The sequence below is a fragment of the Pseudomonas sp. TWP3-1 genome, assembly GCF_049896625.1.
In the GTDB taxonomy this organism is placed as follows: Bacteria; Pseudomonadota; Gammaproteobacteria; order Pseudomonadales; family Pseudomonadaceae; genus Aquipseudomonas.
The window spans coordinates 64,821-88,172 of sequence record NZ_JAFCUQ010000020.1 but is presented as its reverse complement, the minus strand read 5'-3'; the positions used below and the strand labels follow the sequence as shown (position 1 = coordinate 88,172).

The 23,352-nt window shown below is 59.0% G+C and carries 21 protein-coding genes and 1 pseudogene; 14 read left to right on the top strand and 8 right to left on the bottom strand.

Annotation, left to right across the window (positions count from 1 at the left end; translation table 11 throughout):
* Window positions 1–260: 260 nt before the first annotated feature.
* Window positions 261–1,025, bottom strand: coding sequence for a methyl-accepting chemotaxis protein (locus tag ACP7BN_RS23345; protein ID WP_420646677.1), 765 nt, complete (start codon window positions 1,023–1,025; stop codon window positions 261–263).
* A gap of 93 nt (window positions 1,026–1,118) precedes the next feature.
* Window positions 1,119–2,150 (bottom strand): annotated as a pseudogene (locus tag ACP7BN_RS23340) (HAMP domain-containing protein); the annotation flags it as partial.
* A gap of 188 nt (window positions 2,151–2,338) precedes the next feature.
* Here ACP7BN_RS23340 and ACP7BN_RS23335 point away from each other — a divergent pair.
* Window positions 2,339–3,826, top strand: a complete 1,488-nt coding sequence (locus tag ACP7BN_RS23335; RefSeq protein WP_426206275.1) for a helicase HerA-like domain-containing protein — start codon at window positions 2,339–2,341, stop codon at window positions 3,824–3,826.
* A gap of 133 nt (window positions 3,827–3,959) precedes the next feature.
* On the opposite strand, the gene ACP7BN_RS23330 is transcribed toward ACP7BN_RS23335, so the two are convergent.
* Window positions 3,960–4,415, bottom strand: coding sequence for a DUF721 domain-containing protein (locus tag ACP7BN_RS23330; protein WP_426206274.1), 456 nt, complete (start codon window positions 4,413–4,415; stop codon window positions 3,960–3,962).
* Between ACP7BN_RS23330 and ACP7BN_RS23325 the strand changes: the two genes are divergently transcribed.
* The 5 genes from ACP7BN_RS23325 (at window position 4,414) to ACP7BN_RS23305 (ending at window position 10,531) form a co-directional block, all read left to right on the top strand.
* Window positions 4,414–4,635, top strand: coding sequence for a hypothetical protein (locus ACP7BN_RS23325; RefSeq protein ID WP_426206273.1), 222 nt, complete (start codon window positions 4,414–4,416; stop codon window positions 4,633–4,635). The genes ACP7BN_RS23330 and ACP7BN_RS23325 overlap by 2 nt on opposite strands.
* An 87-nt stretch (window positions 4,636–4,722) precedes the next feature.
* Window positions 4,723–7,458, top strand: coding sequence for a preprotein translocase subunit SecA (gene secA / locus ACP7BN_RS23320; protein WP_426206272.1), 2,736 nt, complete (start codon window positions 4,723–4,725; stop codon window positions 7,456–7,458).
* Between the two features lie 122 nt (window positions 7,459–7,580).
* Window positions 7,581–8,798, top strand: coding sequence for a bifunctional glutamate N-acetyltransferase/amino-acid acetyltransferase ArgJ (gene argJ / locus ACP7BN_RS23315; RefSeq protein WP_426206271.1), 1,218 nt, complete (start codon window positions 7,581–7,583; stop codon window positions 8,796–8,798).
* 165 nt (window positions 8,799–8,963) lie between these two features.
* A complete protein-coding gene (locus ACP7BN_RS23310) occupies window positions 8,964–9,590 on the top strand; it encodes a glutathione S-transferase family protein (RefSeq protein ID WP_426206270.1) in 627 nt (208 codons plus the stop codon).
* Entirely contained in the window at window positions 9,587–10,531 is a 945-nt protein-coding gene (locus tag ACP7BN_RS23305) for a Nudix family hydrolase (RefSeq protein WP_426206269.1), read from the top strand. Before ACP7BN_RS23310 ends, ACP7BN_RS23305 begins: the two co-directional genes overlap by 4 nt.
* A gap of 195 nt (window positions 10,532–10,726) precedes the next feature.
* Here ACP7BN_RS23305 and ACP7BN_RS23300 read toward each other — a convergent pair whose 3' ends face one another.
* The 3 genes from ACP7BN_RS23300 to ACP7BN_RS23290 are packed head-to-tail and all read right to left on the bottom strand — an operon-like array spanning window position 10,727 to window position 14,314.
* Window positions 10,727–11,311: a cob(I)yrinic acid a,c-diamide adenosyltransferase gene (locus ACP7BN_RS23300; RefSeq protein WP_426206268.1), complete on the bottom strand. Its 585-nt coding sequence runs from the start codon at window positions 11,309–11,311 to the stop codon at window positions 10,727–10,729.
* A gap of 3 nt (window positions 11,312–11,314) precedes the next feature.
* A complete protein-coding gene (locus tag ACP7BN_RS23295) occupies window positions 11,315–13,351 on the bottom strand; it encodes a sensor histidine kinase (protein WP_426206267.1) in 2,037 nt (678 codons plus the stop codon).
* A gap of 45 nt (window positions 13,352–13,396) precedes the next feature.
* Entirely contained in the window at window positions 13,397–14,314 is a 918-nt protein-coding gene (locus ACP7BN_RS23290) for a putative 2-dehydropantoate 2-reductase (protein ID WP_426206266.1), read from the bottom strand.
* A gap of 140 nt (window positions 14,315–14,454) precedes the next feature.
* On the opposite strand from ACP7BN_RS23290, the gene ACP7BN_RS23285 reads away from it, so the two are divergent.
* Window positions 14,455–14,940, top strand: a complete 486-nt coding sequence (locus tag ACP7BN_RS23285; RefSeq protein ID WP_007912755.1) for a YajQ family cyclic di-GMP-binding protein — start codon at window positions 14,455–14,457, stop codon at window positions 14,938–14,940.
* Between the two features lie 87 nt (window positions 14,941–15,027).
* The gene (locus ACP7BN_RS23280; protein ID WP_426206265.1) at window positions 15,028–15,867 is read left to right on the top strand and encodes a mechanosensitive ion channel family protein; all 840 of its coding nucleotides are present in this window, start codon (window positions 15,028–15,030) and stop codon (window positions 15,865–15,867) included.
* Window positions 15,868–16,113: 246 nt separating this feature from the next.
* Here ACP7BN_RS23280 and ACP7BN_RS23275 read toward each other — a convergent pair whose 3' ends face one another.
* The gene (locus tag ACP7BN_RS23275; protein WP_420646301.1) at window positions 16,114–17,439 is read right to left on the bottom strand and encodes an OprD family porin; all 1,326 of its coding nucleotides are present in this window, start codon (window positions 17,437–17,439) and stop codon (window positions 16,114–16,116) included.
* 897 nt (window positions 17,440–18,336) lie between these two features.
* On the opposite strand from ACP7BN_RS23275, the gene ACP7BN_RS23270 reads away from it, so the two are divergent.
* Window positions 18,337–18,762: an HIT family protein gene (locus ACP7BN_RS23270; RefSeq protein ID WP_426206264.1), complete on the top strand. Its 426-nt coding sequence runs from the start codon at window positions 18,337–18,339 to the stop codon at window positions 18,760–18,762.
* 3 nt (window positions 18,763–18,765) lie between these two features.
* Window positions 18,766–18,972, top strand: coding sequence for a SlyX family protein (locus ACP7BN_RS23265; RefSeq protein ID WP_426206263.1), 207 nt, complete (start codon window positions 18,766–18,768; stop codon window positions 18,970–18,972).
* 64 nt (window positions 18,973–19,036) lie between these two features.
* Here ACP7BN_RS23265 and ACP7BN_RS23260 read toward each other — a convergent pair whose 3' ends face one another.
* Window positions 19,037–19,639, bottom strand: a complete 603-nt coding sequence (locus ACP7BN_RS23260) for a cold shock domain-containing protein membrane protein (protein ID WP_420651203.1) — start codon at window positions 19,637–19,639, stop codon at window positions 19,037–19,039.
* 333 nt (window positions 19,640–19,972) lie between these two features.
* Between ACP7BN_RS23260 and ACP7BN_RS23255 the strand changes: the two genes are divergently transcribed.
* From ACP7BN_RS23255 to aspS, 4 genes are all read left to right on the top strand, one after another.
* On the top strand, window positions 19,973–20,443 hold the full coding sequence (locus ACP7BN_RS23255; protein ID WP_426206262.1) for a Dps family protein: 471 nt from the start codon (window positions 19,973–19,975) through the stop codon (window positions 20,441–20,443).
* A gap of 252 nt (window positions 20,444–20,695) precedes the next feature.
* A complete protein-coding gene (locus ACP7BN_RS23250; protein WP_420646306.1) occupies window positions 20,696–21,043 on the top strand; it encodes a ribbon-helix-helix domain-containing protein in 348 nt (115 codons plus the stop codon).
* Between the two features lie 113 nt (window positions 21,044–21,156).
* Window positions 21,157–21,378, top strand: a complete 222-nt coding sequence (locus tag ACP7BN_RS23245) for an FmdB family zinc ribbon protein (protein WP_426206261.1) — start codon at window positions 21,157–21,159, stop codon at window positions 21,376–21,378.
* Between the two features lie 108 nt (window positions 21,379–21,486).
* Window positions 21,487–23,262, top strand: a complete 1,776-nt coding sequence (aspS, locus tag ACP7BN_RS23240) for an aspartate--tRNA ligase (RefSeq protein ID WP_426206260.1) — start codon at window positions 21,487–21,489, stop codon at window positions 23,260–23,262.
* Window positions 23,263–23,352 lie beyond the last annotated feature (90 nt).

Below are 23,352 nucleotides of genomic sequence, written 5' to 3'. Positions count from 1 at the left end.
TGACCTTTATCCAGAATAGATGTTCGGTTGGGGTTTGGGGCGGGATGGGCGGGTTTTGGGACGCCAAGCCCCTCACCCTAACCCTCTCCCGGAGGGAGAGGGGACTGACCGTGGGGTTTTTACGGAATCCATCGACCTGAAAGTCTTGAGTCGAACTCAGGTTTTGAACAGCTTGAAGATCTGCTCCCTTTCCCCCTCGCCCCCTTGGGGGCGGTCCGACGTTTCGGGAGGGTTGGGGTGAGGGGGTAAAGCTTTTGATCTTAAATGCGGAAACTACCCACCAACTGCTTCAACCGCGAAGCCTGTTGCTCCAGATCCGAACAAGCCCTTAACGTCGCCTGCAAGTTCTCCACCCCTTCCTGGTTCAGCGTATTGATCTCGGTGATGTCCACGTTGATCGACTCAACCACCGCAGTCTGTTCCTCGGTCGCCGTCGCCACCGACTGGTTCATCCCGTCAATCTCGCCAATGCGCTGGGTCACGCTGTTCAGGCGTTCACCGGCGAGGTTGGCGATCTCCACGCTGTCCTGGCTGTGGCGCTGGCTCTCGCTCATGGTGCTCACCGATTCGCGAGCGCCAACCTGCAGCTCCTCGATCATGGTCTGCACTTGCTGCGCCGATTCCTGGGTGCGATGTGCCAGATTGCGCACTTCGTCCGCCACCACCGCAAACCCGCGTCCAGCCTCACCAGCGCGGGCTGCTTCGATGGCGGCGTTGAGCGCCAGCAGGTTGGTTTGCTGGGAAATGCTGGTGATCACCTCAAGAATCTGGCCGATGTTCACGGTCTTGCTGTTCAGCGACTCAATGTTGCTGCTCGACGCGCTGAGCATGCTCGACAACTGGTTCATCGCCTTGATGCTGCGATCCACCACTTGCTGGCCATCTTCCGCCAGACCACGCGCATCGCTGGCCTGAGTCGAAGCTTGTGCAGCGTTGCGTGCAATTTCCTGAGCGGCGGCGCCGAGCTGGTTGATCGCAGCGGCCACGCTGTTGGTGCGCGAGGCTTGCTGGTCGGAGTTGTACATCGACGAATTCGACGCGGCGACTACCCGCAGAGCAACTTCGTTGACCTGTCCGGTGGCCGACGACACTTCCCGAATCGAGCCGTGAATACGTTCGACGAAACGGTTGAACGCGGTGCCGAGCACGCCGAACTCATCCTGATTCTGGATGGTCAGGCGTTTGGTCAGGTCGCCTTCGCCGTCAGCGATGTCTTCCATGGCGCGGGTCATGACGTGCAGCGGCTGGATCAGGATGCGGATCAGCATGCCCAGCAGGGCGAGGATGATCGCCACCGCAATCACCGTGGCGATCACCGCCGAGGTGCGGAACTCGCTGAGCATCGAGAAGGCTTTGTCCTTGTCCACCGACAAACCGATGTACCAGTTCACCGACGGCAGGCCTTTGATCGCGGTGAAGGTCACAATGCGGGTTTTGCCATCGACGCTGACTTCACTGAAGTCGCTGCTGATGCGCGGGGTGTCCTGCGGATAGGCGTCCTTGAGTGACTTCATCACCAAGGCCTTGTCCGGGTGCACGAGAATTTTGCCGTCGGCGCTGACCAGGAACGCGTAACCCATGCCGGAGAAGTCCCGGGCGCTCAGGGTGTCGATCAGGGTTTGCAGGCTCAGGTCACCGCCCACCACACCGACGCTCTGGCCGGCTTTCTTCGAGGCGGTGGCGATGGAAATGATGGTTTGGCCGGTGGCCGCGTCGATGTAGGGTTCGGTCAGGGTCGGGGTGCTGCTGGATTCGGCACCTTTATACCAAGGGCGCACGCGTGGATCGAAACCATCCGGCATCTTCACGTCCGGGCGGATGGTGAAGTGGCCGGTGGCGTCGCCGAGGTAGGAAGCCATGAACGTCGAGGTCAGGGCTTTCTGTTCCAGCAGGTTGGCGACAACGGATGATTCCGGGTTCACCGCGATATTCTGTGCGGCGTTCTCGATCAGCAGGATCCGTCCGCTGAGCCAGGTCTGGATGTTGTCGGCGGTGACTTCGCCCATCTCGGTCAGGTAATTGTCGAGGTCTTCGCGAATCGCGTTGCGTTGCAACCAGTCGTTGTACAGCGTGAACGAGGCGAAGGCGGCAATGACGATGAGAGCGGCGGCAAGCAAAATTTTATGGCTGAAGCGCAGGTTTTTGTTCATGGCTTGGGGTTCCGCTAAGGTCTTATTGTCCAAGGCGTGCTTTTATAAGGACGCGCAATGTGGGCAGGGGTGAAAGCAAGTTGATATTTCCGTCTCTCCTTAGGGAAATGTCCGACTGGTTTTCAATCTGGTTTCTCACCTTTAGCTATCGGCCATGTTCGATCAAAGATTAACCATTGGGTGACAAAATGCCTGACTCATCGCAACTCATCATCGGCGCCGATCTCGGCGGGCAACCGATCGCCCAGGCCATGCGCCTGGCCAACCGTCATGGCCTGGTGGCCGGCGCGACCGGTACGGGCAAGACCGTCACTTTGCAGCGTCTGGCCGAAGCGTTCAGTGACGCCGGAGTGGCGGTGTTCGCCGCCGACATCAAGGGTGACCTGTGCGGCCTGGGCGCCGCCGGCAATCCACAAGGCAAGATCGCCGAGCGCATCGCCGGCATGCCGTGGCTCAATCATCAGCCACAGGCCTACCCGGTGACTTTGTGGGACATTCATGGGCAGTCCGGTCATCCGTTACGCACGACATTGAGCGAAATGGGCCCGCTGCTGATCGGAGCGCTGCTGGAGTTGACCGACAGCCAGCAAGCGGCGCTCTACGCGGCGTTCAAAGTGGCGGATCGCGAAGGGCTGTTGCTGCTGGATCTGAAGGACTTGAAGGCGCTGCTCAATCACCTCAAGGACAATCCGCAGATGCTCGGCGAGGATGCGGCGCTGATGACCACCGGTTCCAGTCAGGCGCTGTTGCGTCGATTGGCGACGCTGGAACAGCAGGGCGCCGAAGCCTTGTTTGGCGAACCGGCACTGCAACTTGAAGACATCCTGCAACCGGCACCTGATGGTCGTGGACGGATTCATCTGCTGGATGCCAGTCGTCTGGTGCACGAAGCGCCGAAGGTCTACGCGACCTTCCTGCTGTGGCTGCTTGCGGAATTGTTCGAGCAACTGCCGGAGCGCGGCGATGCTGACAAACCGCTGTTGGCGCTGTTCTTTGACGAGGCGCATTTGCTCTTCGCGGATACGCCCAAGGCGTTGCAGGAACGGCTGGAACAAGTGGTGCGCTTGATTCGTTCCAAGGGCGTAGGTGTGTATTTCGTCACTCAGTCGCCCGGCGACTTGCCGGATGATGTGCTGGCGCAACTCGGTCTGCGTATCCAGCACGGTTTGCGCGCGTTCACCGCCAAGGAACAGAAATCCTTGCGTGCGGTGGCGGATGGCTTCCGACCGAATCCGGCGTTCGACGCGTTATCGGTGTTGACGGAACTTGGCATCGGCGAAGCGCTGGTTGGCACCTTGCAGGAGAAGGGCACGCCAGAGATGGTCCAGCGCGTGCTGGTGGCGCCTCCGCAATCACGGATCGGGCCGTTGACTGAAACCGAGCGCACCGTGCTGATCGCCGGGTCACCGTTCAAGGGGCGTTATGACAAGCCGATTGACCGTGAGTCGGCCTATGAAATCCTGATGGGGCGTAAAGGACTGGCGCCGGAGGCTGAAGCGGCACCGGGTAAACCGGCGGCTGAGGAACCGAGTCTGGCGGACAAGGCCGGGGAGTTCCTCGGCACGGCGGCCGGGCAGGCGCTCAAGTCGGCGATGCGCCAGGCGGCGAATTCACTGGGTAAACAGTTGGTGCGCGGTTTGATGGGCTCGCTGCTCGGCGGCAGCAAGCGCCGCTAAAACCTAAAGCTCGTCCGAACGCGGCCCGAGCCTTCGGCAGCTCCTACAACGGATTGCATTTCACCCGATTACCGCGGATGAAACGCAATCCTTGTAGGAGCTGCCGAAGGCTGCGATCTTTTGATCTTGCGCTTCAGGATTTGGGTTTGGCATGTGCCGCGAGACGTTCAAGCGCCGCCCGCAAATTCGGATCACTGATCCCTTCGGCGGTGGACTGAATGGTCGCCGCCGCATCCGTCGACAGATCCATCGAGTGTGTCGCCGCTCCCGGTTGCAGGGTCGGCGGCCGCACCTTGAACTGGATTCGCGTCAAATTGGCGAATTCGTCGAACATCTGTAATTGCCGTTGCAGGCGTTTTTGCTGGTAGCGCAGGCGCGTCGCCCAGTGGCCGTCGGTCACCACCAGTTGCAGCAGACCTTCGCGCCACGATGCCACCAGGCAATGTTCGCGAGCGGCGGGTTGCAGTTGACTGTCGACCAGACGTTGCAGATGACCGAGGCGTTGTGCATGACCAAAGATGGCTTTCAGCGGCCGGGCTTCGCGCAGCAGAACGGCGGGTGCTTTGGCCGTAAGAGGGCGGAATGCCATGATCGAACACCTGAAGTTACAGAGTCGCCATGTTAGCAGAAAGCCTCCAACTCACTCGCCCATTGCTTTTGCTGGCGGTTTACTCATTAAATCAACGACTAACTTCTTTCTGAAACAGCTTGAAGTTGAAGAAAACGCCCCTATTTTAAGTGAGCCCCGTAACAGCGCCGTGCCAGTATCGTGGAACATCGCCACTTTCCTCACCACCGTTTCCGGGTAGAATGCTCGTTCGCATGCGGCCATGAGGGCTGCTCGGGCGACTCACGGGGCCGCCCTCCATCCCTTTAGTGTGGAAGATCCTGCCGATATGTTTGCGCCTTTGTTAAAGAAACTTTTTGGAAGCAAGAACGAGCGTGAAGTCAAACGCATGCTCAAGACGGTCCAGCACGTCAATGCCTTCGAAGAGCAAATGGTAGCCCTTTCGGACGATCAATTGCGTGCCAAGACTGCCGAGTTCAAGGCCCGCATCGCCAAAGGGGAAACCCTCGACAAACTGCTGCCTGAAGCCTTTGCGGTCGCCCGCGAAGCCGGCAAGCGTGTCATGGGCATGCGCCACTTCGACGTTCAGCTCGTCGGCGGCATGACCCTGCATGAAGGCATGATTGCCGAAATGCGTACGGGTGAAGGCAAGACCCTGGTGGCAACCCTGGGCGTTTACCTCAACGCACTGTCCGGCAAGGGCGTGCACGTTGTGACGGTGAACGACTACCTGGCCCGCCGGGACGCCAACTGGATGCGCCCGCTGTATGAATTCCTCGGCCTGACCGTCGGCGTCGTGACGCCGTTCCAGCCACCGGAAGAGAAGCGCGCTGCCTACGCCGCTGACATCACCTACGGCACCAACAACGAATTCGGTTTCGACTACCTGCGCGACAACATGGCGTTCAGCATGGAAGAAAAATTCCAGCGCGAACTCAACTTTGCCGTGATCGACGAAGTCGACTCCATCCTCATCGACGAAGCGCGTACCCCTCTGATCATTTCCGGTCAGGCCGAGGACAGCTCCAAGCTGTACATGGAGATCAATAAACTGATCCCGCAGCTGGAACTGCACGTTGAAGAAGTCGAAGGCGAAGTCACCAAGGCTGGCCACTACACCATCGACGAGAAGACCCGTCAGGTCGAACTCAACGAAGCCGGTCACCAGTTCATCGAAGAAATGCTCACCGGCGTCGGCCTGCTGGCCGAAGGCGAGAGCCTGTACTCGGCGCATAACCTGGGCCTGCTGACCCACGTTTATGCCGGTCTGCGTGCGCACAAACTGTTCCACCGCAACATCGAATACATCGTGCAGGACGGTCAGGTGGTACTGGTCGACGAACACACCGGTCGTACCATGCCGGGCCGTCGTCTGTCCGAAGGCCTGCACCAGGCCATCGAAGCCAAGGAAGAACTGAACATCCAGGCCGAGAGCCAGACCCTGGCATCGACCACGTTCCAGAACTACTTCCGCTTGTACAACAAGCTGTCCGGCATGACCGGTACGGCTGACACCGAAGCGTTCGAATTCCACCAGATCTATGGTCTGGCCGTGATGGTCATTCCGCCGAACAAGCCATTGGCGCGTAAAGACTACAACGACCTGGTGTTCCTGACCGCCGAAGAGAAGTACGCGGCGATCGTCAACGACATCAAGGAAAGCATGGCCTCTGGCCGTCCGGTGCTGGTGGGTACTGCGACCATCGAAACCTCCGAGCACATGTCGCGTCTGCTTGAGAAGGAAGGCATCGAACACAAGGTTCTGAACGCCAAGTTCCACGAAAAAGAAGCCGAAATCATTGCGCAGGCCGGTCGTCCCGGCGCGCTGACCATTGCTACCAACATGGCCGGTCGTGGTACCGACATCCTGTTGGGCGGCAACTGGGAAGTTGAAGTCGCTTCGCTGGAAAACCCGACCCCTGAGCAAATCGCCCAGATCAAGGCCGACTGGCAGAAGCGTCACCAGCAAGTGCTGGAGTCCGGCGGCTTGCAGGTGATCGCCTCCGAGCGTCACGAGTCGCGTCGTATCGACAACCAGTTGCGTGGTCGTGCCGGTCGTCAGGGTGACGCCGGTTCGAGCCGTTTCTACCTGTCGCTGGAAGACAGCCTGATGCGCATCTTCGCCTCTGACCGGGTGAAGAATTTCATGAAAGCCCTGGGCATGCAGTCCGGTGAAGCGATCGAGCACCGCATGGTGACCAACGCCATCGAGAAGGCGCAGCGCAAGGTTGAAGGCCGCAACTTCGACATTCGCAAGCAACTGCTCGAGTTCGATGACGTCAACAACGAACAGCGTAAAGTGATCTATCACATGCGTAACACGTTGCTGGCCGCCGACAACATTGGCGAAACCATCGCTGACTTCCGTCAGGACGTGCTCAACGCCACTGTCAGCGCGCACATTCCGCCGCAATCGCTGCCAGAGCAGTGGGACGTCGCCGGTCTGGAAGCTTCGCTGCAGAGCGACTTCGGTGTGGCGCTGCCGATCCAGCAATGGCTCGACGAAGACGATCACCTGTACGAAGAAACCCTGCGCGAGAAGCTCATGACCGAGCTGATGGCCGCGTACAACGAGAAAGAAGACCAGGCCGGTGCCGACGCACTGCGCTCGTTCGAGAAGCAGATCGTGCTGCGTGTACTCGACGACCTGTGGAAAGACCACCTGGCGACCATGGATCACCTGCGTCACGGCATCCACTTGCGTGGTTATGCACAGAAGAATCCGAAGCAGGAATACAAGCGCGAGTCCTTCACGCTGTTCTCCGAGCTGCTGGATTCGATCAAGCGCGACTCGATCCGTGTGCTGTCGCACGTTCAGGTCCGCCGCGAAGATCCGGAAGCCGAAGAGCAACGCCTGCGTCAGGAAGCCGAAGCACTGGCAGCGCGCATGCAGTTCGAACACGCCGAGGCTCCAGGCCTGGAAGCACCGGAACTGCTCGGTGAAGAGGTCGATGTAGCCCTCGCCGCTGCACCGGTTCGTGCCGAACAGCGCCAGGGCCGCAACGAACTGTGCTACTGCGGTTCGGGCAAGAAATTCAAGCATTGCCACGGGCAGATCCAGTAAACCCCGTTCCAGTCGCTGAAATACCCGCGCCGCGACCGGCTTCAGCCGTCGCGGCGTTTTGCCATTTAAACCACCACCGCTTTGCTTGGCGGTGCTGACATCATTGAGTAAGGAGCGCATTCATGGCTGTTGGTCTTGGTCCTTTGCCAACGTTGCACCCGGTTGCCGGTTTTGAACTCGGTATCGCCTCGGCTGGCATCAAGCGCCCGGGGCGCAAAGATGTCGTCGTGATGCGTTGCGCCGAAGGCTCCACCGTCGCGGGCGTGTTCACCTTGAACGCGTTTTGCGCAGCTCCGGTGATTCTCGCCAGGCAGCGCGTGCAGAATGCCGTGCGTTACCTGCTGACCAACACTGGCAATGCCAACGCCGGCACCGGCGAGCCGGGCCTGGCTGCCGCCGAGCGCACCACCGCCAAACTGGCCGAGCTGACCGGTGTTGCTGCTGAACAGATCCTGCCGTACTCCACTGGTGTGATCGGCGAGCCGCTGCCGGTCGAAAAGATCGAAGGCGCGCTGCAAGCGGCGCTGGATGACCTGTCGGAAAACAACTGGGAAGCTGCCGCCACCGGCATCATGACCACCGACACGCTGCCGAAGGGCGCCAGCCGCCAGTTCCAGCACGACGGCGTGACCATCACCGTCACCGGTATCAGCAAAGGCGCAGGCATGATCCGTCCGAACATGGCGACCATGCTCGGCTACATCGCCACCGACGCCAAAGTTTCCCGCGACGTGCTGCACAGCCTGATTCTCGACGGCGCCAACAAGTCGTTCAACCGCATCACCATCGACGGCGATACCTCGACCAACGACTGCTGCATGCTGATTGCTACCGGCAAGGCTGCGCTGCCAGAAATCACCCGCGCCGAAGGTGAACTGTTCGCCAAGCTGAAACAGGCTGTGTTCGAAGTGTGCATGGACGTCGCTCAAGCCATCGTGCGTGACGGCGAAGGCGCGACCAAGTTCGTCACCGTTGAAGTGAATGGCGGCGGCAATCATCAGGAATGCCTCGACGTCGGCTACACCGTGGCCCACTCGCCGTTGATCAAGACTGCGCTGTTTGCCTCCGATCCGAACTGGGGCCGCATTTTAGCGGCTGTCGGGCGTGCCGGTGTGCCGGATCTGGACGTGAGCAAGATCGACGTGTTCCTTGGCGATGTGTGCATCGCCAGCCGTGGCGCTCGCGCCGCGACCTACACCGAAGCCCAGGGCTCGGCGGTGATGCAGCAGGAAGAAATCACCATCCGCATCGAGCTGGGTCGTGGCGAGTGCAGCGAAACCATCTGGACCACCGACCTGTCGCATGAATACGTGAAGATCAACGCTGAGTACCGTACGTAAGACCGAGTGGATCCCATCGCGGGCAAGCCCGCTCCCACAGGTTCAGCGTTGTAAGTAAATCATGTGTACGACGCGATCACTGTGGGAGCGGGCTTGCCCGCGATGACGCACGAACAAACGCTAGAGATTCTGGCTTGTTACTCTGTCAAAAAAGGCATCCCAACCATGAGCCTGCACCTGATCATCGGCGACAAACTGCTTTCCTCCTGGTCTCTGCGCGCGGCTCTGGCGCTGGAGCTGACCGGCGCTGCCTACACCGAAGAACTGATCAAACTCGGCAAGCCCGACACCCGCGAGAAACTGCTCAAGCATTCGCCGACCGGCAAAGTGCCGCTGCTGAAAACCGCACACGGCACCGTCGCCGATTCGCTGGCGATTGCCGAATATCTGGCGGAACAGTTCACCGGTCTCTGGCCAAGCGACATCGGCGCTCGTGCCCAAGCGCGTTCGGCTTGTGCGCAGATGCACGCCGGGTTCTTCGCCATGCGCAATCACATGCCCTTCGACCTGAGCCGCGATGCACCGCTGAGTCCAGTGCCGCCAGAAGTAAAGGTTGATATCGAACGCATGCTCGCGTTGTGGGCTGAATGCCGCGCCGCTGCCAACGAACCGGGGCCTTTCCTGTTCGGCCGCGCGACACTGGCCGACGCCTTCTTCGCCCCGATTGCCGTGCGCCTGCGCACTTATCAGGTGAAGTTGCCAGCAGTCGACGAAGCCTATGTTGAAACCATCTACCAATGGCCAGCCTTCAAGGCCTGGCAGAAGGCCGGACTGGAGGAGTTGCAGCCGTGAAACGTGTACACGTCGCCGCCGCCGTCATTCGTGACAGCAGCGGCAAGATTCTGATCGCCCGCCGTGCCGACACTCAGCATCAGGGCGGTCTGTGGGAATTCCCTGGCGGCAAGGTCGAAGCGGATGAGTCCGTCGAAACCGCGCTGGCCCGTGAGCTGCACGAAGAGTTGGGCATCGTCGTCGGTGCTGCCCGGCCGCTGATCAAGGTGCAGCACGATTACCCGGACAAACAGGTGTTGCTGGATGTCTGGGAAGTCTCGCACTTTACCGGCGAGCCGCACGGTGCCGAAGGCCAGCCACTGGCCTGGGTTACCGCTCGAGCGCTGGGCGACTATGAATTCCCGGCGGCCAATCAGCCAATCGTCGCGGCTGCACGGTTGCCCGCCGAATACCTGATCACCCCGGAAGATCTGGAAACCCCGGCCTTGCTGCGCGGCATCCAGAAGGCGATTGCCGACGGCATCAAACTGATCCAGCTGCGCGCACCCAACGGCTACGATCCGAAGTACCGCGACCTCGCGGTGGATGCGGCGGGTCTGTGTGCCGGCAAAGCACAGTTGATGATCAAAGGCCCGTTCGAATGGCTTGGGGATTTCCCCTCCGCTGGTTGGCATATCACCTCGGCGCAACTGCGCAAGCATGCGGCGGCGGGTCGTCCACTGCCGGCCGGGCGCTGGTTGGCAGCCTCTTGCCATAACGCCGAAGAACTGGCGCTGGCCGAGCAGATGGGTGTGGATTTCGTCACCCTGTCGCCGGTGCTGCCGACATTGACTCATCCGGACGCACAGCCGTTGGGCTGGGAGCAGGCTCAGGCGTTGATTGAAGGGTTCAGCAAGCCAGTGTTTGTGTTGGGTGGGGTTGGCCCGGCGGAGCGTGAGAAGGCTTGGGGCGTTGGTGCTCAGGGTGTGGCGGGGATTCGCGCGTTCTGGCCCAAGGGCTGAGTGAGGCTACTGGCCTCATCGCTGGCAAGCCAGCTCCCACAGGATTCTCGGTCGTACACAAAACTGGTGTTCACCGAAAAAACCTGTGGGAGCTGGCAGGCCAGCTTCCACAGTGAGCGGCGGTGTTCACAAAGCATGTGTTCACCGCAAAACCCTGTGGGAGCTGGCTTGCCAGCGATGGCGTCGGTGCAGACGCTACTTATCTGCAGGTTTTAGTGCCGGCTGCCACAAAATCTCCGCAATCCCCTGCCGCCGCGCAATCAGCCGCGCCGCCACAAACAACAAATCCGACAGCCGATTGATATAAGCCAAACCCACCCCGGCCAACGGCTCCAGCGCATTCAAATGCTGGCAGCGACGCTCGGCTCCGCGCGCCAGACTTCTGCACACATGCGCCTGGGCAATCAGCATCGAGCCACCCGGCAGAATGAAATTCTCCAGCGGGCCCAACTCTTCGTTCCACAAATCAATCGCCACTTCCAGCCGTTCGATCTCGGCAACGTTCAGCGCCTGATACTCGGGCATCGCCAACTCGCCGCCAAGGTCGAACAAGCGATGCTGACACGGCGCCAACACATCGATCAGCTCATTCAAGCCGGGGAACGTCTCACGCTCGACAATTAACCCGGCCAGCAACACGCCGACCTGACTGTTCAGCGTATCGACTTCGCCAATGGCCTCGATGCGCGGGTGATCCTTGGGCACGCGGCGGCCGTCGCCAAGACCGGTCTCGCCTTTGTCGCCGGTGCGGGTGTAGATCTTCGACAGGCGAAAGCCCATGGGTTACCTCGGTAGTTGATTGGTTTCAGGAACGATGGGCGCCGCTTGGCTCAGCGGCAGGCGCAACGTGAAACACGTGCCCTGACCGGGCGCGGACTGCACTTCCATCTGGCCCTTGTGATTGTTGGTGATAATGAAATACGAGACCGACAAGCCCAGCCCGGTGCCCTGGCCGATTTCCTTGGTGGTGAAAAACGGTTCGAAGGTACGCTTGCGCACGCTCTCGCTCATGCCGATGCCGTTGTCCTCGACCTGAATCTCGGCCCACGGTGGATTGAGTTTGGTGCGCAAAATGATCCGCCCCGGTTCGCTTTCGTCTGCGCGCTGATGAATCGCCTGCGCGGCGTTTTTCAGCAGGTTGAGCAGCACTTGTTCCAGCTCGTTAGCGGTGCCCGGCACCGGACCCAGTGCCGGGTCGAACTGGCGGATGATCGCCTGACCCTTGAAGTCGAAACCGATCGCCAGATCGAAATCGTTGCCGGCGATTTCCACGGCTTGATCGATCAGCGCCGGCAAATCGCACGGGGCCATTTGCCGGGTGCTGCGGCGGCTGAAGCTGAGCATGTGCGTAACGATTTTCGCCGCCCGCGCGCCAGCCTGTTGAATGCCGTCGAGCAGTTTTGGCACTTCCCGCGCTTGCAGGTAGGTATTCACCGTGTCCAGTTCGATGCTCAACTGCTCGGCAGTTTCGAGGTTCTTCGGCAGATCCGCCGAGAGCCGACGGCGGATGTTCTGCACGTTATGCAGGATCGCCCCGAGCGGGTTGTTGATCTCGTGAGCCATGCCCGCTGCGAGGCCGCCAACCGAAAGCATTTTTTCCGACTGCACCATCATTTCTTCCAGCGACAGGCGCTGGGTGATGTCATCGATACGAATCACCACGCCACGCCCGGCACCGCCCATCAGCGGGTAGAAGGTCAGCGCGTAATGCTTCGGTTCGTCGTCCTTGAACCAGGTCACGCGCTCGATTTTCGCCACCGTGTGTTGCTCGACGGTTTCCTTGAGCTGCGGCAAGAACGGCTTGAGCGGCTCGAAGGCGAGGAAGATCGGCTGGTTCAGCGCTTCGTCGAGGCGGGTGCCGGAGAGGGCGCTGGCTTCTTGATTCCATTGAGTGACATAGAGCTGCTCGTCGAGGGCGATCAGCGCCGAGGGCATTGAGTCGATGATGCTGTTGAGGTAGTTCTGGAACCCGGTGAGCTTCTTCTCGATCTTGCTCCGCACCTGGACTTCCAGCTCTAGTTTGCGGTTGGTGTGGCGGGTTTCCTCAGCCAATCCCTGCGCCTGATCGTAAGCGGCTTGCGAATCATCGCGGGCGCGTTTGAGCTGCTGCTCGCGAGCCTCGATGCGCGAGAGCATGGTGTTGAAGGCTTCGGCGAGGCTGCCGATTTCGTCATGGTTGCCGCGTGAGGCGCGCAGTGCGTAGTTTTCTTCGCGGGTCACCTGACGTGACAGCTCTTCAAGTTGATGGATCGGCCGGGTGATCAGGCGTTTGATCTGCCGCGCGATCACCAGCCACAACAGCACGCTGAAGATCAGAATTCCTAGACTCGCAGTCAGGGTGCCGGTGTAAAACGCCATCGGCAGTTCGCTGCTGGCCACCAGCAACAAGTGGCCCGGCGCGGTGCCGGGGCGGGGCAAGGTGATCACCTGATTGGTACGAAACTCGGTCAGTTGCCAGGCTTCGATATGCCGGTAGCGCTCCGGCAGCTTGAGCTGATCGCCGTGCTGCAATTGCGCCAGGCGCTCACCCTTGCCGTCATACAGCGCGGCGGCGCGCAGTGGCGAATAACTGTTGAGTTCCTTGAGCAGGCGATCCGCACTCTGCGGCGACTGCAACGCCTCACTCACCAGACTCGGATTCGAGATCAGTCGGCCAATGGTCTGCAGCGCCTGTGGCGCCATGCTTTCCTGGGAGATGTAATAGGCGGCGCTGATGAAGGTCAGGTTGGCCACTAGCAGAACGGTGGTCAACAGCACCAGCAGGGCGGCCAGCAGTTTCTGGCCGACCGGCAGGTTTTCGAGACGCTGGCGCAATGGCATCAGGTTTATCGCAGCTAAGGAACAAGTGGCCAGCGTAGCCGCTGCTCAGTCGCTGGGCAATCCGAGGTGTTGCAGATGCGTGATCAGGCGCTGCTGCAATTGCTGCAAATGCGCGAGCTTCAGCTCATGCCGCGCGGCGACTTTGCAGGCATGGCCCAATAGATAGCTGATTTCCGTGCGGCGCTGGTTGGCCACGTCCTGATACATCGACGAGAAGTTCGCCGCCGTGGCCTGAATGACCCGTTCTACTTCCTGTTGCAGATTCTGCGCCGCTGCCGGTTGCCCGCAACGCTCAAGCAAATCGCTGAGTTCCGCACACAAGGTGGCGACTTCGCACTGATGTTGCTGCAAGCCGCCATTGCGGCAATCGTGCAGCACTGTCAGCGGGTTGATCGCGCAGTTGAGCGCCAGTTTGCGCCACAGTCGGGTGAGGATGTCGGTGCTCCATTCGTGGGGAATCTGCGCCGCATCCAGGTCCTCCAGCCAGATCGGTGCGACGGGATGTGCCGCGTCGCCCAGCCAGGTGTAACCGTGACCGGCGAACACCACGCGCCAGTCGCCGTCGCGAAATGCGCCTTCGGTGCTGGAGGCGCAGATGCAGCGCGCGTGCGGGACCCGTGCGGCGACTGCTTCCTGACTGCCAAGACCGTTTTGCAGCAGGATCAGCTCGGCATCCGGCGCCAGGCGATGAGCCACACTGGCGACTGCGCGTTCAGCGTCGTAAGCCTTGCAGGCCACCAACAGGCGACGGATCGGTTGCGGGCTGGCGGGCACTTCACCGGGAATGGCGTATGTGTTGGCTTGGCCGTGTTCCACCAGCGTCAGACCGCCGGCCGCTTGATAGCTTTGCAGACGCTGGGCATCGCGCAGGATCAGGCGAACCGGCAATCCGGCGCGCGCCAGACGTGTGGCCCACAGCGTACCGAGGCTGCCGGCGCCGAGAATGTGCCAGGGAGTGGACATCAGTTTTTCGCTCGAGTGATGGAAGGCATGTGCGGCTCGCCGTGTCGACGGGAAAAGACCCGTTATAATGAGCGCGATTTTAACCGCAAGCCAAGCGCGCTGCGTGTGCAACCAGCGCGCCTTTTTATTGGAGAGATTACATGCCGTCGTTCGACGTGGTATCCGAACTGGACAAACACGAACTCACCAACGCGGTCGAGAACGCCGTGAAGGAACTCGATCGTCGTTATGACCTGAAAGGCAAGGGCAGCTTCGAATTCAAGGAAAAGGACCTGACCGTCAGCCTGACCGCTGAAGCCGGCTTTCAGCTGGAAGCGATGATCGAAATCCTCAAGCTGGCCCTGGTCAAGCGCAAGATCGACGTGCAGTGCCTTGAGGTCAAGGACGCCTACGCATCGGGCAAACTGATGAAGCAGGACGCCGTGCTCAAGGAAGGCATCGACAAGGAGTTGGCGAAGAAAATCGTCGGCCACATCAAGGACGCCAAGCTCAAAGTGCAGGCCGCTATTCAAGGCGAGCAAGTGCGCGTGACCGGCAAGAAGCGTGATGACCTGCAAGAAGCCATCGCTGCGCTGCGGGCCAAGGAATTCGGCATGCCGCTGCAGTTCAACAACTTCCGCGACTAAGTATTATCCGCGGACCCTGCGGGACCCCCGGCGGTTTTCTGCCGTTTTTTTTCGTGCGCCGAATGGCCGGAAATCAGGAGATAGAACATGGATTTGAATACTGAGGTCGACAACCTGGTCAAGGCGTCCCAAGCGTGGATTCCGATGATCATGGAATACGGCAGCCGCGTGCTGCTGGCCGTCCTTACCCTGGCCATCGGCTGGTGGTTGATCAACAAAGTCACCAACAAGCTCGGCGGCCTGCTGGCCCTGCGCAATGCCGATCTGGCGCTGCAAGGCTTTATCAGCAGCCTGGCCAACATCATTCTCAAAGTGCTGTTGATTGTAAGCGTCGCGTCGATGATCGGCGTTGAAACCACTTCGTTCGTTGCAGCGATTGGTGCGGCTGGTCTGGCTATCGGCCTGGCGTTGCAAGGCAGCCTGGCGAACTTCGCTGGCGGCGTGCTGATTCTGCTGTTCCGTCCGTTCCGTATCGGTGACTGGATCGAAGCGCAGGGCGTGTCGGGTACTGTCGACAGCATCCAGATTTTTCACACCGTGCTGCGTACCGGCGATAACAAGACCATCATCGTGCCCAACGGCAATCTGTCGAACGGCATCATCACCAACACCAATCGTCAGCCGACCCGCAAGGTTGTGTTCGATGTGGGTGTAGATTACGAAGCCGATCTGCAAAAGGCCCGTCAGGTGCTGCTGGATCTGGCCAACGATGAGCGTGTTCTGCAAGATCCGGCGCCGCAGGCGGTTATCTCGACACTGGGCGACAGTTCGATCACTGTTTCCCTGCGTGTGTGGGTTAAAACTGCAGACTACTGGGATGTGATGTTCATGTTTAACGAACAATCGCGCGACCGTTTGAAAACTGCCGGTATCGATATTCCGTTTCCGCAGCGGGTGATTCGTGTAGTTCAGGAACCTGCCATTTAGTAACAATGTTGATACTTGGCTTCCAGGTCAGTTTCAATAATAAAACCCAAGAGCTGTTCGCACTCTTGGGTTTTTTTATACGTTACAGGAATGTTTGCTGGCTAATAGATAGCTGGCTATTGTTGCGCGTCTGGCAGGTAATGAATCGGAGACTCAAACTTCTGGCGTAAAAAAACCGCTCACCTTTATCGGGTGAGCGGTTCTTTTCAGAGCAGTGCTCTAAAGTACGTCAGCTGGATATCCCTATTAGAGGATGTTCAGTGGGTACTCAACGATCAGACGAGTGTCGTTGTTGTCAGACGAGTAACCGCTGTAAGCACCGTTCGAACGGTACATGGCGTAACGCAGACGGAACGACAGGTCTTTGGCCGGGCCTTCCTGGATCACGTACTTGGACTCGGCGTTCCACTCGTTTTCCTTGCCTTCACCCAGGCCGTTGGTGGTGATGTTGTCACCCATTACGTAACGGGTCATGAAGCTCAGGCCAGGTACGCCGTAAGTTTTCATGTTCAGGTCGTAGCGAGCTTGCCAGGAGCGCTCGTCGCGGCCCACGAAGTCGGAGATCTGAATGGAGTTGGCAACGAAGATCGTGCTGTTACCGTCAACGCCATAGTAGTAAGCGTTGTCGCCGCTGGAGCGCTGGTGGGCGAGGGTGAACTTGTGAGCACCGATGCTGTAAGCAGCAGCCAGGGACCACAGGTTGTTGTCTACGCCAGTGGTGCCGTCGCCGATCGCGTCAACCAGATCACCGCGGCTGTCGCCTTTGGTGTGGTAGCCGTTCAGGTCGAAGTTCAGCGACTGGTCGTCGTTGATTGGCAAGGTGTAGTTCAGGTTGACGTAGTACTTCTTGAAGTAGTCGTCAGCGTCGGAAGCAGCCACTGCACCGGTGAAGTTGTCGGTGAAAGCGTAGCTGGCGCCGAAGATGTTGATGTTGGTCAGGCCTTTGCCGCCAAAACCGTTTTCATCAGGCAGACCGCCGATGCTGTCACGGCCCATGCCGGTTTGCTTGCTCAGGGAAGTGAAGCGACCTGCGCTCAGTTCCAGACCCTTGATCTCTTTCGAAGTGATCAGAGTACCGGTGGCGACTTCCGGCAGCATACGGCTGTCGTCAGTTGCGAAGACCGGGCTGGCAACGAATTGCTGACCGTATTTCAGAACGGTGTCGGATACGCGGAATTTCACTGCGCCGCCGATCTTGCCTTGGGATTTCTCCGGGTTGCCGTCGCTGTCGTTGGCGAACAGACCGTTACCACGGCGACCCGAACCGCCGTCCAGTTTCACCGAACCCATGGCCATGGCGTCGAGACCGAAGCCGACGGTACCTTGAGTGAAGCCCGATTCGTAAGTCAGCAGTTGGCTGACACCGGTATCCTGACGATAGCCGGAAGTGCCGGAAGTGCTGTTGCCTGCACCGTTTTTATAGTCGCGGTTCATGTATTCCATACGAGTCTTCAGCTTCAGGCTTTGATCGCCCAGGAAGCCTTTGGATTCGTCTTGAGAAGACGCTACTGCGAACTGCGAGGTGCCTGCTGCAACAGCCAGGGCGATCATGCTCCACTTCATCACGCGCATCGTGATTTGCTCCTTTGGTTTTTAGAAGAGTACTGCCGTCCCACCTGTTTTATTATCTGGGCGGCTCTTTCTTTTTGTGTCGGCGCAAACTTATATCACGCCGACCATGTTGGCGATACTTGCTAATCTAACCTTTCAGCTTCTTTACGACGCTGTCGCAAATGGTTGGGTAGATGTCGCAAATTCACAGTTCCGATGCAACCGGATTCACAACTTTATCGCTGTTTTCCGAGCTTTTGGCATCAGTAAAAAAGAGTCCCTGGCAAAACACTTGAATCTCCATCGGGCAACCCTGCCACTGTTCTTTTGGGGCTAAAGGCCACCACTTCCCGTGGTGCGCTTATAGTCCATATGGGTATGAATGCAACAAGCGTGCACAAACCATGATTTGTTCACGGTTATTTTTTCTGCAGGCTGCCTGTCGCTGTAAAAACCTTATAAATACTGGGTTCCATGTCCCTTTTGGTCTGGGCTTGACGCCATCGATGCCATGGTGTTGTCCCTCCTGGGAAAACCGCGTGACAACCAAAAGCGTTACCGGTTCACCCCACAGGTGAGTATTTGGCGGATGCCCGACGCACTGAGCGTAGACGCGCTGTGCGGTTTTGGTGCAAAAATTTTTTCCCGCTATACCGAATTCACACAGTCGGGCCATGTGGTGACGTAGGGCCGGGCGCTGTTGGCTGATCATTTTGGCTGGCTCAGAGGTCGCGCGGGTTCGGTGTTGGTGCGCGAGAGCCGAAAATGGTCCAGCTCGGAGCGTCGGATAAATCGACGCCGGTGCGTTGGTCGTGAAGCTCTGGTCATTCGAAGGTATGCTGCCATCCTGAGGTTTGCCGGCTGTCCGCGAGGAACGCCGGCAAACTGTTTAATGTAGATCGGCCAGGAGTGCATGCAGTGTTTGCTTTAGATTCACGACTTCAACAGGACACGCTGACCATCGGTGATTTCCCGCTGTGCCGACTGCTGCTGTCCAACGACTCCAACTACCCGTGGTTCATCCTGGTGCCACGCCGCGAAGATATCAGCGAGTTGTTTCAGTTGGATGTCGCCGACCAGCAGCAGCTGTGGCAAGAAACCACGGCGCTGGCCGAGGTGCTCAAGGATTTGTTCGATGCTGACAAAATGAACGTCGCAACCCTGGGCAACGTCGTCAGTCAGATGCATATGCATGTGATCGTGCGCAAACGCGACGACGCCGCATGGCCTGCGCCGGTCTGGGGCAAGTCCCCGGCCAAGCCGTACAGCGCCGAGCAGGTAGCGGTGATTCGCGAACAGTTGCGTCAGGTGCTGGCTGACGTTTGCACTTTTGCGGAGGATTGAGTGATGAGTCTTGAACAACGCGTCAATGATCTGGAAAGCCGTCTGGCATTTCAGGACGACACCATTCAGTCGCTGAACGACGTGCTGGTGGAGCAACAACGGGTGGTTGATCGCCTGCAGTTGCAGATGGCTGCACTGCTCAAGCGTCAGGAAGAGATTTCCGGCGGGTTCGGGGTTTTCGAAGAAGACGCACCGCCGCCGCACTACTGAATTATCACCCGCCATAAAAAAACCGCGAACAGCCAGGCTGTTCGCGGTTTTTTTGCAGCCTGGATCAGCGTCGCGGCAGGGCGGCGATCACGTCCTCGGCTTGCAGGCCTTTGTCACGGTTCATCACCGAGAACTCCACGCGCTGGCCTTCGACCAGTACGCGGTGGCCTTCGCCACGGATGGCGCGAAAGTGCACGAAGATATCATCGCCGGAATCCCGGGAGATAAAGCCGAAGCCTTTCGAGGTGTTGAACCACTTGACCGTACCGGTATCACGGTTGGTCATGTCGTAGTTCTGCGCTGCGGCCGCAGGTGAAGAGCGGTAGAAACTGGCGGCGAGGTGCAGGGCCACGGCAACCAGGGCAATGATCAGACTGAACAACACTGCTGGCTGGCCGGCGATTTCCGGCATTGGCGCGATCAGTGTCAGGGTCTGCAGGACGACAGTCAGCACCAACAGCGCGCTGACCAGATTTTGCAGATGCTGGCGAGGACCTTTGTTCCAGTAAGGGATGACTGGAGCGAGGACCAGGTTCAGCAGGCCGAAAAAGGCCAGGTAAAGTGCATCGGGTTGTTGCAGGTAAGGAAGTGCTTCGGATTTCAAGCTAGGTATGAACGACAGCAGCAAAGCCGCTGCGCCCATTAGCAGGTGGACGATTTTCAACATTTTATTGGCTCACGTTAATGACGGCTCACAAGGAAGAGCTGAAGGCGCACGGTTCGCTTCGAGAAAAATAAAGAGGCGTTGGACACGTGCCCGGCATCAGCCTATGCGCAAAAGCCCAGAAAAAAGGCCTGGCGACACGCTGCCTATTTAACAGCAAAGCCCGCAGCTACTCAAATCAGCCCGGCCAGTGGCAGATGGTTGGTTGGCGGTTGGTAGATAGTCGGTCGATTTGTCGCAGCTATCGCCCCGATTTGGGGCTGCGAGGCGCCGATTGCCTTGCTAGAGTGGGTCAGCACCTGTTGGAAGAAATTCAATCGCCTCTAGGGGGTAAGCATGGCAATCGATATCGGTATCAGCGAAGAAGACCGCAAGTCCATCGTCGAAGGGCTGTCGCGGCTGTTGTCGGACACCTATGTGCTGTATCTGAAGACCCACAACTTCCACTGGAACGTCACGGGGCCAATGTTCCGCACCTTGCACTTGATGTTCGAGGAGCAATACAACGAACTGGCGCTGGCGGTGGATTCAATCGCCGAGCGCATTCGCGCACTCGGATTCCCGGCGCCGGGCGCTTATTCGACCTACGCGCGCCTGTCCTCTATTAAAGAAGAGGAGGGCGTGCCGAGTGCCGAGGACATGATCAAGCAACTGGTCGCCGGCCAGGAAGCAGTCACTCGCACTGCACGGGGCATTTTTCCACTGCTGGACAAGGTCAGCGACGAGCCGACAGCCGATTTGCTGACCCAGCGCATGCAGGTTCACGAGAAAACCGCGTGGATGTTGCGCGCGCTGCTCGAAGGCTGACGGCCCTTGGCGCATGAACAGATGCTGTTCGTGCGCTGCTGCCGATTTCTGTTTCTACGCCGGGAAAAAGCAACGGCTTCTGTAGGAAACTCGGAAGCGAGTTGCGCGCTCCATGATCCGCCATGTTCTGTTGGCTTATCCTACGCAGATGGTCATAAAGTCATCTGGCTAACCCTTTGCCGCTGCGCTTTTAATGAGGCCACTGGATGTTGCCTTGATAACCAGTAGCGATGGCAAAGGAGTGTCAACGATATGGCAGATGGAGACAGGCGAAGTGACAGGGTTGTCGAATCGCAGCGGAGCATGTCGGGCGAGCCGTTTCTCGGCGAGTTCGACATGGGGTTGATCCGGCCTTTATCACGGTCGGTGCGTTTGAACGGTTTTGCCACCTGCATGCGACTTGAGCAGGTGTACTGGAATATTCTGCACAGCATGGCGCATGACCATTGCTGTTCGATCGGCACATTGCTGTCGCGGGTGGATCGTGAAGTACATCTGCGCCATGGCGGCGTGAAAAACTTCAGCGGTCTGGTGCGAGTGGTGTGTGTGCTGCATGGCCTCAAGGATTCTGCGGCGGGCACTGCACGGCACAGCGAATAACACGACGGCCTGTGCAGTCTTGCGGCTGCACAGGCCGCATTTAATGGATATAATCTCGCCCTTTCGCCGCGCGACCCTGCATGCGGCAGCAATCTGATCGCCGAGACACCTCCATGCCGATGTACGATTACCAATGTGCTTCCTGTGGTCATCAGTTGGAAGCCATTCAAAAGATCAGCGATTCCCCACTGGTCGACTGCCCTGCCTGTCAGGCGCCAGAGCTCAAGAAGATGCTGTCCATGCCCGGCTTTCGCCTGAGCGGCAGCGGTTGGTACGAAACCGATTTCAAGACCGGCACGAAGAAGAATCTGGCCGGTGGCAACAAATCTGACTAGGGTTCAGACCCAGGTCAAACGACACGCGCGAGCTCCTGCATGTCGCACAGTGCTTGAGTGCGGCGGGATCTCCACCGAATTTCGAATTACGAGAAGCGAACCACTACCATGATGCGCAGCCATTATTGCGGCCAGTTGAACGAAAGCCTGGAAGGTCAGGAAATTACCCTTTGCGGATGGGTTCACCGTCGCCGCGACCACGGCGGGGTGATTTTCCTCGATATCCGTGACCGTGATGGTCTGGCCCAGGTGGTATTCGATCCGGATCGCGCCGAGAGCTTCGCCGCCGCCGATCGCGTGCGCAGCGAATACGTAGTGAAGATCACCGGCAAGGTGCGTCTGCGTCCGGCCGGTGCGACCAACGCCAACATGGCGTCGGGCATGATCGAAGTGCTGGGTTACGAGCTGGAAGTGCTGAACGAGTCGGAAACCCCGCCGTTCCCGCTGAACGAGTTCTCCGACGTGGGTGAAGAAACCCGCCTGCGCTATCGCTTCCTCGACCTGCGTCGCCCGGAAATGGCCGAGAAACTGCGTCTGCGTTCGCGCATGACCACCAGCATCCGTCGCTTCCTCGACGAGAACGGCTTCCTCGACGTGGAAACGCCGATCCTGACCCGTGCCACCCCTGAAGGTGCGCGTGACTATCTGGTGCCAAGCCGTACCCACGCCGGTTCGTTCTTCGCCCTGCCGCAATCGCCGCAGCTGTTCAAACAACTGCTGATGGTTGCCGGCTTCGACCGTTACTACCAGATCGCCAAGTGCTTCCGCGACGAAGACCTGCGTGCTGACCGCCAGCCTGAATTCACCCAGATCGACATCGAGACCAGTTTCCTCGATGAAAAAGAGATCATGGGCCTGACCGAGCAAATGATCCGCAACCTGTTCAAGGAAGTGCTGGATCTGGAATTCGGCGAATTCCCGCACATGACTTTCGAAGAAGCCATGCGCCGCTACGGTTCCGACAAGCCGGACCTGCGTATTCCGCTGGAACTGGTAGACGTTGCCGATCAGCTCAAAGAAGTTGATTTCAAAGTGTTCAGCGGCCCGGCCAACGACCCGAAATGCCGTATCGCCGCACTGCGTGTTCCAGGCGGGGCGAGCATGCCGCGCAAGCAGATCGACGACTACACCAAGTTCGTCGGCATTTACGGCGCCAAGGGCCTGGCTTACATCAAGGTCAACGAGCGCGCTGCCGGTGTTGACGGTCTGCAATCGCCGATCGTGAAAAACATTCCGCTGGAAAACCTCAACGCCATCCTTGATCGCGTGGGTGCAGTTGATGGCGACATCGTGTTCTTCGGCGCCGACAAGGCCAAGATCGTCAGCGAGGCCTTGGGCGCGCTGCGTATCAAGCTCGGTCACGACCTGAACCTGCTGACCTGCAAGTGGGCACCGATGTGGGTTGTCGACTTCCCGATGTTCGAAGAGAACGACGACGGCAGCTTCTCCGCGCTGCACCACCCGTTCACCGCGCCGAAGTGCTCGCCAGACGAACTGGAAGCCAACCCGGCCGGCGCTCTGTCGCGTGCCTACGACATGGTGCTGAACGGCACTGAATTGGGTGGCGGTTCGATCCGTATTCACCGCAAGGAAATGCAGCAAGCGGTATTCCGTCTGCTGGGTATCAACGAAGCAGAACAGGAAGAGAAATTCGGCTTCCTGCTCGACGCCCTGAAATACGGCGCGCCGCCGCATGGTGGTCTGGCCTTCGGTCTCGACCGTCTGGTGATGCTGATGACTGGCGCCCAGTCGATCCGTGAAGTGATCGCCTTCCCGAAAACCCAGAGTGCTGCCGACGTCATGACGCAAGCGCCGGGTGTGGTGGATGCCAAGGCATTGCGCGAATTGCACATTCGTTTGCGCGAAACGCCAAAGGCTGAGTAACACGGGCCTGAAGGCGCATCTTCGGATGCGCCTTTTTTCTTTCTGTAGAGACTGAAAACGGTCGAGATTTTTTGTTTGCCGGCCGCTGCA